Raw genomic sequence first — 11,149 nt, 5'->3', positions numbered from 1 at the left:
TCCTCACGCTACACCTGGCCTCTGGAAGGTTTGAATGAACGGGCTCACACCTAGAGCGCTTACCACAGAACCGAGTCCGGTTGCTCCAAGCAACATTCCAGTGGTGCGCGCGTCGCCCACTTCAGTGCCGGTATTGTCCTGTAAACCTCGAACAAGCCCTCGCAGGCAATGGGTCGACAAATTCGCGATGCCTATGTGCAGGCGTTGAACCTCCATCTCACCAACATCAGCACACTTACCAGTAATGCTGTACAGGATATTCCGTTCAATATCTTCTACGGCGACGTGAGCCAGGACCATCGCGTCGATAACTTCGACACTACAGAAATGCCGCTTCAATTCACAGGCGGAGTCAATGCGGCAAATGCCATCTTCGACCTGCACGAAGACGGTGTCATCGACGCAAACGATCTGGCCTTAGTAAAGCAAAACCTGTCCGCCGTGTGGACAGCTCACGCAACGAGTATCAACGGCGAAAACAAAGTGGCCAACGCCTTCGACAACAATGTGAATGACAACTGGGAGACGATCCAGGCACCGAATGGAAATTCCAACACGGGAGTTCCGGGTCTCGATCAATCCTATATCTATGTCGATCACGGGTCGCCTGCAACCGTAGATGGATTTGCTATTCAATGGGGCGGTTCTGCTGCTCTGGTATACACCATTGATGCTTGCACAGGCAACCGATCACACCTCCCTTGCAACCTCCTGCTCCAGTAGAAAGAGCATCCTTCAGCCCAGATGCGTTGAATCTTCTCCACAATACAGTCATTGAAATTTTGCGCACGGATTGCGAGAGAATGACGGCTGAATTTCAAGTTCGGCAAGACTATGAATCTTCAACGCTCTGGACAAAGAAGCTAATTCCCTGCCGCCCGGCGGCCGATCCATATCGCTGCTGCGGAAAAGTTGACCTGGAGGAATAGTGTCGAGTCGAAGTTGATTAAGACTGGCACAGGAATATTTCGGCTGGTTGGCGAATAACGAATCAGAGATTCCAGCATCGGACCGGGTGCCCATTCATGCGATAAGCCTGTATGAATGGGCACCCGATGCCCGTTGGTTTAGAGGGCTGCTATTCCGTTGAAGCCCACTGATTTAGCCAGGTTGCCTGCCTGGCCGAGGTCGGTGAGAGTGCCATCCTGATTGATAGCGAAGCTCCCTATCTTTCCGGACTGCGAGTTTATCGAATAGAGAAATCTTCCGTTGGCGGTGATAGCAATATCCACATTGTGACTGCCAGAAGGATTCTCGCCGACGATAGTCGCACCGATCGGGGTGATGACGCTGTTCCTGCCGATGCTGAAGCCGGAGATGCTGTCACTGCCGGAGTTTGAGACATAGACCTTGGTTCCGTCAGGTGTAAGGACGTTCCAGCAGTTCCCAGAGGCAAAGGTGGGTACGCTTTGGCTGACAGGCGTGAGAGTGCCGTTGCCGTTGACCTTGTAGGAGGAGATGGCTGAGCCATTGACGGCACCCGCCGATCCGGTCTCGGAGACGATGGCAGCCCCGTCTGGAGAGAAGCCTATGGAGAAAGTGCCGGGGGCTGGATTAGCGTTGACGACGATCGGAGAGAGAGTGCCATCGGACTGGACGTGAAACGCGTCGATGTTATTCGCGACACGTTCGGTGGCGAGGAGGAATTCGCCGTCAGGGCTGAAGGCAAGGGATGCGCCGCCGCTAGTGGTTCCGGTGAGAAAGACGGTAGAGTTCTTGATCTGCTTCAAATGGCCGCCGACTTCGAGGTGAAAAACCGACGAGGCTACCTGGGCCTCCGCTATTGAGGACATAGACGAGGCCGCCGTTTTGGGCGATTGCGGATGGCTGTGCTCCTCCTGATGCTGTCTTGTCGAGGAAGGTGAGATTTTCCTTTTGGACGCTGAAGACCGAGATGTTGCCGCTGCCCGCGTTCACTGCGAAGAGGAGAGAGTGGTCCTGGCTGAGGGTCAGGGAGCCCTGCGATTCGAGCGGGTCGCTGGTCCCTCCGCTGCCGCGACCATGCGTGTCATAGGAGACACTGCCGCCGAGAGTGCCATTGGCAGCGCGTTCGAAGGCGATCACCTCATTCTTGTCGGCGTTATTGGACATTACGAATACGGCACCGGTGGCGTTGTTGGACTGGGCAGAGACAAGGACTGGGAAAGCGATCCCAACTCCAACGGCAAACATCAAGAGACTTCGAGTTACCTTCAACATTTTCCAACTCCTTGGGATGACAGACCGCGCAAGACGAGGGGATCGGAAGATTCGGCGGATCACCGGGCGAGCCCCGGACATTTTGCGCAATTGTTGGAGCAGCCTGAATTGAAAAAGGTTACAGGAGGACTCACACCGACTTGCGTTACTAAGAGTCCGGCAAAACTGATTTCCCGTTTTATAGCCGACACGTACCGGCGCATCGACGGCATCTAAAACGTAGCGGCTTGGGTTCCGCAGGGAAGACCTGAGCTCTGTTCCGATGCATGCCACCAAACAGCTCCTCGTTCCCCTGCTGCTTACCGCCTCGTGGAGCCGAAGGAGTTCCCGACCATACAAAGCATTTGCAAATTGTCGTAACAGTCCAATAGTTCTGATGATGAATTTCACTTCATCGCTCTATCTCATTACCATGGGTCTATGGACATACAGCGGAAGCGCGCATTAGTTACAGGAGGAGCCGGTTTAATCGGCTCACATATTGTCGATCTCCTTCTACAAGAAGACTGGCAGGTTCGCATTCTGGATAATCTCGAACCCCAGACTCATAAGCATGGAAAACCAGCATGGATTAATCCCAAGGCTGAATTTCTGCTTGGGAATGTTCAGGACTACGAGACGATGCGGTCCGCGTTGACCGACATCGATGTGGTGTTTCACGAAGCCGCTTATGGCGGCTACATGCCGGAGATGGCGAAGTATGTGCTCGTAAATAGCTTCGGCACCGCACAGATGCTGGAGATCATCCGCGATCAAAAGTTTCCAATTCAGAAGGTCGTCGTTGCCAGTTCCCAGGCGGTATACAGCGAGGGCGCTGCCCAATGCGCAATTCATGGTCATGTGGTTCCGTTACTTCGGCCAGCAGAGCAACTGCGGGCGGGAGATTTTCAGGTACAGTGCCCGCAGTGCGACAGACCAACTACCTCGATCCCGACACCTGAAGGCACTCCGGGCGGTGGAGAAACTGTTTATGCTCTGACTAAGGTCGATCAGGAGAGACTCGTACTTCTGTGGGGTAAGCAGACGGGCATTCCTACCGTGGCGCTTCGTTACTCTTGTACCTATGGTCCGAGACAGTCGCTGTTCAATCCTTATACTGGCGTGATCGCGATCTTCTGCACACGTCTTTTGAATGGGCAGCCGCCGGTCATGTACGAAGATGGCGGACAGACTCGCGATCTGTGCTTTGTCGAGGATATTGCACGGGCCAATTTTCTCGTCGCTACAACGGACAAACTCGACGGTCTCCCAGTAAACGTCGGTAGCGGAAGAGCAACTAGCGTGCGTGACTTGGCGGACATTATCGCCGAGCAACTGGGAGTAACGATTGAACCGATTGCCCGAGGGGAGTTCAGGCCAGGAGAGATTCGATCTCTAATCTCCGATATCTCTCGTATCCGAACTATCGGCTATGAACCGCAAGTCCCACTCGAAGAAGGAATCGCACGCTACATTGCTTGGATCAGGACCCAAGGTACCGTTGACGATTATTTTGCCAAAGCGGAAATTGGACTACGTGAAAAAGGAATCGTGCAGAACATCACGAGATCTTCAGGGACGGCGTGAGAAGCCAATTCGGAAGACTACGCCAAGAATTCGCGCTGCGGCCGTCATGGATGCACTGAGATTTCCAGAGACCTTACTTACTCCCCCGATGCGACAGCGATAGTCGACTGGGATCTCGAGGATTCGTAGTTTGTGCTGGGCGGCACGAATCTGCATTTCGAGGTTCCATCCGTAGGTCATCTCTTCCATTGGCAATTGCTCGAAGCTGGACCGTCGAATGGCACGAAAGGGGCCCATATCCGTATAGCGGATCCCCTGCAAAATACGGACGATAAAACCCACGAGATGCGCTGCAAAGATCTGACTTCCCAGCATTGAACCCGGTTGCGCATGGCCTCGTATTCGGGAACCCAGGACAAAATCCATCCTGTCATCTTCTATCGGAGCCACGATGCGCTGAAGATCGTCAATATTGTCGCTACCGTCACCGTCCAAATAAACGAGGATAGTGCTTGTTACGAGCGCAGCCTGCGCGCCGGCTTTGCAGGCCGCCCCATATCCCCGCGGGGCATACACCACTCGAGCCCCTGCTTCCCGTGCAACCTCATCCGTGCTATCGGTAGATCCGTTATCTACCACGATGCACTCTTCAATCAGCGACCACGGCATCGAGGCAACGACATGCCCAATCGACTCTCGCTCATTCAACGCAGGGATGATTACGGAGATGTGCGAAGAACTCATGCTATACGGTTCCTCACGGCAACGATTCGTCCGTACCCAAGTCGAGCTATCAACTCGAGAATACCGGCAAGGAAGACGGCAGCGTAGAGAAGAGAGTTCAGCCGATATTGTGACTCGGCGGTCCCTGCGCCTAGAGGGGTGGCTGAGAGGTAAAAGAGTCCGAGCGCATAAGTAAGGACCGGGAGGTTGGGAAGCAGGACACCAAATGGAATGAGCCACGCCAGATACCATGGATAGTGGGGAGAGAAGACCAGCATCATTGCAAACGCCAGAAATAGCACACCTGGAAGGAAGGCGGCGCGCTCTGGCAAGCGAAACAACCGGAGCCAGAATTTGGCTCGTTGTTGGTTGAAGCCGGAATTTGCTGCTTTCCAGCTCCAGAACGCCAACGCCCCGAACACGACAAGCATACCGACGAGATAGAAAGCAGAGGAAACGTGCCGTAGTCCCGGTAAAAGTTGGAGGAGTTGCAGGAAAAAATACCTTGTCCCCGACTGCATCCCTTCTTCCTGAACATACCCTCCGAGGAACCCAAAGACGAGCCACCCAACGCTCGCGTAACAGGCGTATGAGAACGCCGCGAGAGTGACGATCGTCAAAGGCATCCTAAAATCTTTGCGCTGCCACAACGCAGGCACAAGTACCAAAGGATAAAACTTGATTAGAATCGCAGCTCCGAGGAAAGCACCCGTTGCAATTGGTTGCTGGCGAAAGCGGGCAAGCAGAGCGAGTGCGATGAATGCCATGGCTGCCGAGTCCAGGTGCCCGGAGCTACCGATCTCCCAGATCAACAACGGACACCATACGTAGAGCAGTACCTCTTCCCTTCTCCTTCCGAGCGCCTGCAACAGTTCCATGAGCGCGTAAACAGTTACGCCCTCAAAGAGAATCATCGCCAGCTTCATGAAGGTTACCGAAGCGTTGAGCCATGTGATGCCGTAGAAGAGGAACTGGGCGACGGGAGGATAAATGGTGTGGGCGTAGTCGCGGCGATTGATGTGATCGAAGAGGTCTCGGTTTGGGGCCCGCAGTGACGTGAGCACCGGGTCGCCCGGGACATATCGATACGGAGAGATGTGGGCATGTTGTACCACACCGTCCCAGACGTACCGGTAAATATCGGATGACATGAAAGGTTCCGGCAACAATGTAACCAGTCGGAAAGCAATTCCGAAGCCAAGGATAAGAGGCAAGGTGAAACGGTTCGCAGGCAGGGTAAGGATGGCCAGCACCGCAAGTACGTACAAAATAACAGACCAGCCCGCGACGCCGGAGAATCCGATTGTGAAGCGATGAAACTCAGCGATCAGCTGCTTTGTAAAAGCGAGCAGACCGAACCCCAGCAGCGACAGAATCGCATTTGTAATCCACGGAAGAGCAAACGACCCATGCGAAAACTCACCCGGCTTCATGTTAAGCGATCCAATTGTCTGAGAAAGTTTCGGCTGTGGTCCGCCGCATAGCCGGGGAGAGAGGTAAAGCCAGGTCGGAGACCATCGATTAGTTCAGCTCGGAGTACCGCCAAGGTCTCCGCATCGTCGACGTCATACCAGAGCGGCAACGTGACAAGTTCGATTCCAATCCTCTCAATCGCTGCGACGGTCTCTGCGAAGACCGAATCGGTGCTCCAGGTGATGTTTTCGAAAGCCTCGGTGTGCGCCCGTTTCATCCCGATCAGATAATAGCCTCCATCGTGCGAAGGACCAAGCACGATGCGATCGCCCGGCTGCTGTAAAGCATCGACCGCCATTGAGAAGGCTTCCCTCGGCACCGTGGGCGAATCGGAATCAATGAGACAGACGGATGAGAAACCGCACGCGAATAAGTCCTCTGCTGTAGTCAACAGCCGCTCTCCAAAACCATCTCCCCGCTGAGGCACGAGCCGATAACCCTGGGGCAACAGTCCATCGAAAAGATGCTCGTCTCCCACCGGCGTATAGGAGATCACGCCAGCAGATGAGGCATTCTCAGCAAGTGTTGCAATATTCGCTGTCGTATCTCTGAGAAAGCAAGTATTGATTTCAGCCGCCTGTTCTGGCGTCAGCGGAGGCGACAACCGAGTTTTCACTTTGCCGGGGCGAGGTGCTTTCGCCATGATCGCCAACGCACAGAGTGCTTGGAAAGATGAATCCGTATGGTTTGGGTCAAGGATCGAATAAGCCACTAGGCAAAACTCCGTGAACTGGTGACAGGGATGTTGTACCCTGGCATCTCAAGACCTCTAACATCCATCACCGCATCGCCACTCTTTTCGCAGATGGCGCATTGATAGTCTCCATACATTTGGATCGACACGTTCCTCCAGGGCTGAGAACGGATGAGATCCTCAAAATTTCGGGAGGTAAGAATCTCTGCAGTTTGTGGAAAGGACCTTTGACTGGCAGACCGCATGAAACGAGTCGCCAGACGCATCGCCGAGAGCGGGAGCTGGGTCTTGAAGTTTGCCGTCGGCTCAGCAAGAAAAAGACGCCCTCCGGGCTTCAGGACGCGGAACATCTCGGCTATTACAGCCCTGCGATTGGCAACTACCAGAAGGAGGCGGGAGCTGATGACCGCATCCACTGCTTCCACACAGGCAGAGAGAGACTCGACATCTCCTTGCTGGAACTTGCAATTCGCTAACGCATCTGAAGTGGCACGCCACTGCGCCCAGGTGACGAGACGCAAAGATCGGTCAATACCAAGCACCTGCAAAGCGGGATAACGCTGCGCGAGACGGCGCGCGTAGAATCCAGGGCCACATCCGACTTCCAGGACAGACATGCTTCCCGAAGAGACTCCATTGGGAAATAGAGCCTGCGCAATCTCCTCCGTATGGTCGCGAAACAGATGCTCACGGCAAAATGCATACAGCCAGGCACAGTCCTCAAAGAGATGCCTTGCATCCGTCTCATGGGAGCTTCTTGTCAGGCTACACTCACCATCATCCATGTTCTACGTCTCCTGAAAATGCGTTCTATTATCACAATCCGGCATACCAGTCATAGCCAAGCTTAGTCCAGTAGTCGTCCGGCTTGCTGTTGGTGTAGCTAATAAGCCCGATGCGCTTGATCTGCTTGTACCCATACTTCGTGGGCATGTGCAGCCGCAACGGGGCGCCATGATATTGGGTTAATGGCTCACCCATCATCTCGGTTACGAGAAGCGTTTGGGGATGGCGACAGACGTGGAGATCGTATCCGGTGTAATAGTCTCCGTCGGGCGTCTCCATGTACACATACCTCGGCTCCTTGCCGTCAACGAGAGCGGGTGGATAAGCCTCCAGGAAATCTACCATGCGAATACCGGCCCAATGGACGATCTGACTCCAGCCCTCGATGCACTTGAACTGAGTCACCAGTTCATAACGAGGCAACCTGAGGACGTCTTCCATGGTCAGAAGCAGCCCCGGCGTGTCCCCTGTGAGTGTCGAACGGCTCTTACCAGCTTCTTCTTTGCCGCGAGGCATTCGGCCGCTACGGCTCTCTTTTTGTCTCTCCTGTTCTACCATCGTTTCAGGAGGCATCTTCTCAGAGGTCCTGGCAGAGGGCGGCGGCGTCTTCGTGTCGTGTCCCTGATCCTCCATAGTTTTCTCGTCGACATAGAGATACTCCCAGGCAGTCACATCGCGGCTATACCGAGGATGAGAAACAGGTGCAGCAGAACCGACGAGTTGTAGCCGATAGCTCGTCGGCTCGAGCATCTTCTTGAGCCCATAGACGCCATTGACCCTGAGGTTCTCAGCTCTAGTGAGAGAGTAAGTGGGAGCCAGACCCCGATCATCGAAGATTGCGCGCGAGAGCGCCGCGTTCGTCTCGAAGGCCTTCCTGTAGCCACCAGGCTGCATCTCATCTGCCGAAAGTTGGTCGAGCCAGTTATAAAGGCCATATCCGACGGCCGTGGCTGCGGCTGCCACCACGAAAGACCGCCGCGTGTGTCGCCGCGAATCGGAAAGGACGGCCGCATTTACCTCATCGACCGCAGGTCCCAAAGGCTCAAGAGACAACTCCTCCGTCGATAACTGTGGTTCAACTTTTTGCTCGAACGGGACAACAGGTGTGACTTTGGGATCACCTCCGGTGCTGGTCTCCGACCCGGCATGCAAAGGCTCGACGGGGAGGCTCTCGCCGTCCGGCTTTTCAGATGTTCTGGGCAAGTCATTGACTATCCCCGAAGCAACGTCCGGCTGCCCCCGAGACAGATCATGAGGTTTCGATTCTAACGGCTGCTGTTCAGCCGTTGCGTGGGACTCTGCTGGTTTCTCCTGATCTGGACCCGGTGTCACCATGTTCTCCTCTCCGCCTCTAGGGACACGTCCTCTTCTTTCTTGATCTCGAGCCCGCTCACCATGCTTCGAAAGTTGTTCCATCCGGCAAGGGCGACCTGCAGCACATGAATTACGAAGAAGCCGACAAAACTAATCGTGATCCAGAAGTGCTCCCACCGTGCCATCTCGTAACCGCCCAAGATCGCGGTTAGCCAATGCAACTGAGTTGGCTTGTAGATGGCAAGACCAGTTATTAGCATGCCGAAGCCCATTAGAATGACTGCAGTATAGGCGATGCGCTGTGCGCCGTTATATTTGGTTTGTGACGGCAGGCCTTTACGAAGATGAAGGTCTACGAGCGTGACTTGAATAGCTTCCCGCACACTGCATTTCTGCGGGATGAGAAATCGCCATTCCCCTGAAATCGCAAGAAAAGTGACATAAGCAATCCCGTTGGCCGCGAAGATCCACATGAAAAAGAAGTGATGCCCGAGACCCTGCGTAACGTGGTAGGGCGCATTGATACCCTTCCAGAACCATTCCGGAAAGAAACGGAATAGGGTGATCTTTCCTATACCGATGCGGTAAATCGCGTGCGGATGTCGGTAGGCGTTGTCAGAATCATTCCAATAGATCAGAAGTCCGCTCCAGATCATGATCAAAAGGACAGGAAAATTCACCCAATGCATCCATCGGATCGCAAGCGGATGCTTGCGATCGAGACGAAGCGGCACGGACTGGGATTTAGTTTTACTCATTATTCCAACGACTTGGAAATGGGTTACTCCGCCATAGCCGATTGTTAGAGTCAAACTACCCCAAGAGGTTACATCGATACCAGGCATATGGCAGACTCTACTTCCCAAACTCAATGGGAACCGGGTTTGGCGACGGCACGGTTTCCCTTTGTTGGTTCGTGCTCCCTGAAGGACGACCCAGAAACCGTCGCCACCCGCATCCGCGAGGCTCTACACCTTTCCGAGACGTCGAGTGGTCGACCTGGTAGCCCGGACGAATTTTTCAAGTTCCTTCGCGCTCAAACTGAAGCTCTTGGAGTCTATGTTCTACTCGTCGGCGATCTTGGCTCACATCATTCTGCCGTAAGTGAGGAGGTTTTTCGCGGATTCGCGCTTGCTGATCACCGGGTTCCTTTCATTGTTATCAATGACCAAGACGCGAGAACTGCACGCTCATTCACACTCATTCACGAGCTCGTACATATTTTCCTGGGACAAACTGGTATCAGTGGCATTCCCGATCACATCGCGGGAAACAGTCCCGCCGCAAAAATCGAACAATTTTGCAATGACACTGCAAGTTATGTCCTCCTGCCACGGTCCTTCGTCACGGCTCGCCCAGCAATCCTAGCAAAGAACGAAATTAAAGCAGCCCTTAGTTTTATCGAGCAAACTGCAAAGAGCTGGAGTGTCAGCGAACCACTGGTTGCTTTTCGCCTACGCCGTCTCGGATGGATCACCCCGGCGATGCATCAACAGTTTAGCAACGCGTTCGCCAAGCGCTGGCAGGATCAGAAAGCATCCACCAAAGCGAAGAACCAGATGAACGAGGGCGGCCCCAACTACTACGTTGTGAGGCATAATCGTCTTGGCGATGCGCTAGGCAGTATCGACATATAGACTTTGCAGTTTGTGCTGGATTTGTTGTTCTTGTTTTATGGGGATCAGTCGTTACGAGTTGAGCGATGTGCAATGGGAACGGGTTAAGGATGTTCTTCCTGGGCGGGTTGAAAGCGTTGGCCGCACTGCAGCTGACAATCGTCTTTTCGTGAACGGAGTTTTGTGGGTTCTGCGTTCCGGTGCCCACTGGCACGATCTTCCGGAGCGCTACGGAAAGTACAAGAGCGTGCACAAGCGCTTCAGCCGTTGGGCGGCGAACGGGGTTTGGGAGAAGATCTTTCACGAGCTGTTGCGCGATCGCAAGAACCAGTACCTCATGATCGATTCGACCATCGTACGGGCTCACCAGCAAGCGGCCACGGGCCGCAAAAAGGGGGCGAAGACAAGGCTCTGGGGCGTTCCCGAGGAGGTCTGACGACCAAGATCCATCTGCTTGCCGATGAGTTGGGCTTGCCGGTGGACTTTGCCGTGACTGCCGGTCAGGTCCACGACTGCACTCAGGCCATTGGCCTGCTGGCACAACACAAGGCTGAGGCCGTGCTGGCCGATAAGGGTTACGACATCAATGCCATCGTTCAGCACATCGTCGGCATGGGAGCGACCGCCGTCATCCCGCCCAAACGCAACCGTAAACAACAACGCGAGTACGACAAAATACTGTACAAGCAGCGCAATCGCATCGAACGATGCTTCTCCAGACTCAAACACTTTCGACGCTTCGCCACGAGGTACGAAAAACTCAAAACCAACTTCAAGGCTCTCGTCGCACTCGCCTGCTCATGGCTCCACCTTCAGCTATATGTCGATACTGCCTAGG

The 11,149-nt window shown here is 54.2% G+C and carries 12 protein-coding genes and 1 pseudogene; 5 read left to right on the top strand and 8 right to left on the bottom strand.

Annotated elements, in window-relative coordinates; genetic code table 11:
- Positions 1 to 168 precede the first annotated feature (168 nt).
- A complete protein-coding gene (locus HB393_RS24760; RefSeq protein ID WP_213807901.1) occupies positions 169 to 723 on the top strand; it encodes a dockerin type I domain-containing protein in 555 nt (184 codons plus the stop codon).
- Between the two features lie 344 nt (positions 724 to 1,067).
- Here the strand turns inward: HB393_RS24760 and HB393_RS25480 are convergent, their stop codons facing one another.
- Both HB393_RS25480 and HB393_RS25475 read right to left on the bottom strand, forming a co-directional pair.
- Positions 1,068 to 1,730 carry a beta-propeller fold lactonase family protein gene (locus HB393_RS25480; RefSeq protein WP_255551600.1) on the bottom strand — a complete coding sequence of 221 codons (663 nt, stop codon included), beginning with the start codon at positions 1,728 to 1,730 and terminating at the stop codon, positions 1,068 to 1,070.
- On the bottom strand, positions 1,684 to 2,199 hold the full coding sequence (locus HB393_RS25475; RefSeq protein WP_255551599.1) for a beta-propeller fold lactonase family protein: 516 nt from the start codon (positions 2,197 to 2,199) through the stop codon (positions 1,684 to 1,686). The genes HB393_RS25480 and HB393_RS25475 overlap by 47 nt, the downstream gene beginning before the upstream one ends.
- A 420-nt stretch (positions 2,200 to 2,619) precedes the next feature.
- Here HB393_RS25475 and HB393_RS24750 point away from each other — a divergent pair, with 420 nt between their 5' ends.
- Positions 2,620 to 3,765 carry an NAD-dependent epimerase/dehydratase family protein gene (locus HB393_RS24750; RefSeq protein ID WP_213807900.1) on the top strand — a complete coding sequence of 382 codons (1,146 nt, stop codon included), beginning with the start codon at positions 2,620 to 2,622 and terminating at the stop codon, positions 3,763 to 3,765.
- Here HB393_RS24750 and HB393_RS24745 read toward each other — a convergent pair.
- From HB393_RS24745 to HB393_RS24720, 6 genes are all read right to left on the bottom strand, one after another.
- A complete protein-coding gene (locus HB393_RS24745; protein ID WP_213807899.1) occupies positions 3,751 to 4,449 on the bottom strand; it encodes a glycosyltransferase family 2 protein in 699 nt (232 codons plus the stop codon). The two genes, HB393_RS24750 and HB393_RS24745, sit on opposite strands and share 15 nt — an antisense overlap.
- Complete coding sequence (locus tag HB393_RS24740) at positions 4,446 to 5,861, bottom strand: glycosyltransferase family 87 protein (protein ID WP_213807898.1); 1,416 nt, start codon at positions 5,859 to 5,861, stop codon at positions 4,446 to 4,448. Before HB393_RS24740 ends, HB393_RS24745 begins: the two co-directional genes overlap by 4 nt.
- Positions 5,858 to 6,613, bottom strand: a complete 756-nt coding sequence (locus HB393_RS24735; RefSeq protein ID WP_213807897.1) for a TIGR04282 family arsenosugar biosynthesis glycosyltransferase — start codon at positions 6,611 to 6,613, stop codon at positions 5,858 to 5,860. The genes HB393_RS24740 and HB393_RS24735 overlap by 4 nt, the downstream gene beginning before the upstream one ends.
- The gene (locus HB393_RS24730) at positions 6,613 to 7,380 is read right to left on the bottom strand and encodes a class I SAM-dependent methyltransferase (RefSeq protein ID WP_213807896.1); all 768 of its coding nucleotides are present in this window, start codon (positions 7,378 to 7,380) and stop codon (positions 6,613 to 6,615) included. The genes HB393_RS24735 and HB393_RS24730 overlap by 1 nt, the downstream gene beginning before the upstream one ends.
- Before the next feature lie 31 nt (positions 7,381 to 7,411).
- Complete coding sequence (locus HB393_RS24725) at positions 7,412 to 8,584, bottom strand: molybdopterin-dependent oxidoreductase (RefSeq protein WP_255551598.1); 1,173 nt, start codon at positions 8,582 to 8,584, stop codon at positions 7,412 to 7,414.
- A gap of 125 nt (positions 8,585 to 8,709) precedes the next feature.
- Positions 8,710 to 9,453 (bottom strand): cytochrome b/b6 domain-containing protein, encoded by a 744-nt coding sequence (locus HB393_RS24720; RefSeq protein ID WP_213807903.1) that lies wholly within the window; start codon positions 9,451 to 9,453, stop codon positions 8,710 to 8,712.
- An 87-nt stretch (positions 9,454 to 9,540) separates the two neighbouring features.
- On the opposite strand from HB393_RS24720, the gene HB393_RS24715 reads away from it, so the two are divergent.
- From HB393_RS24715 to HB393_RS24710, 3 genes and pseudogenes are all read left to right on the top strand, one after another.
- Entirely contained in the window at positions 9,541 to 10,332 is a 792-nt protein-coding gene (locus tag HB393_RS24715) for an ImmA/IrrE family metallo-endopeptidase (RefSeq protein WP_213807894.1), read from the top strand.
- A gap of 37 nt (positions 10,333 to 10,369) precedes the next feature.
- Positions 10,370 to 10,654 (top strand): annotated as a pseudogene (locus HB393_RS25470) (IS5 family transposase); the annotation flags it as partial.
- Positions 10,579 to 11,148: an IS5 family transposase gene (locus HB393_RS24710; RefSeq protein ID WP_255551596.1), complete on the top strand. Its 570-nt coding sequence runs from the start codon at positions 10,579 to 10,581 to the stop codon at positions 11,146 to 11,148. The pseudogene HB393_RS25470 and the gene HB393_RS24710, both read left to right, overlap by 76 nt.
- Position 11,149 lies beyond the last annotated feature (1 nt).

The organism is Granulicella sp. dw_53, assembly GCF_018449545.1.
Taxonomy (GTDB): Bacteria; Acidobacteriota; Terriglobia; order Terriglobales; family Acidobacteriaceae; genus Edaphobacter.
The sequence above is the reverse complement of the archived record's forward strand: the minus strand, read 5'-3'. Positions and strand labels throughout refer to the sequence as shown.

What these genes read in the sequence shown, in the direction of transcription:
- HB393_RS25475 (WP_255551599.1), bottom strand. Translation starts at nt 2,199, where the DNA reads ATGTTGAAGGTAACTCGAAGTCTCTTGATGTTTGCCGTTGGAGTTGGG.
- HB393_RS24760 (WP_213807901.1), top strand. Translation starts at nt 169, where the DNA reads ATGGGTCGACAAATTCGCGATGCCTATGTGCAGGCGTTGAACCTCCAT.
- HB393_RS24750 (WP_213807900.1), top strand. Translation starts at nt 2,620, where the DNA reads ATGGACATACAGCGGAAGCGCGCATTAGTTACAGGAGGAGCCGGTTTA.
- HB393_RS24715 (WP_213807894.1), top strand. Translation starts at nt 9,541, where the DNA reads ATGGCAGACTCTACTTCCCAAACTCAATGGGAACCGGGTTTGGCGACG.
- HB393_RS24730 (WP_213807896.1), bottom strand. Translation starts at nt 7,380, where the DNA reads ATGGATGATGGTGAGTGTAGCCTGACAAGAAGCTCCCATGAGACGGAT.
- HB393_RS24745 (WP_213807899.1), bottom strand. Translation starts at nt 4,449, where the DNA reads ATGAGTTCTTCGCACATCTCCGTAATCATCCCTGCGTTGAATGAGCGA.
- HB393_RS24740 (WP_213807898.1), bottom strand. Translation starts at nt 5,861, where the DNA reads ATGAAGCCGGGTGAGTTTTCGCATGGGTCGTTTGCTCTTCCGTGGATT.
- HB393_RS24720 (WP_213807903.1), bottom strand. Translation starts at nt 9,453, where the DNA reads ATGAGTAAAACTAAATCCCAGTCCGTGCCGCTTCGTCTCGATCGCAAG.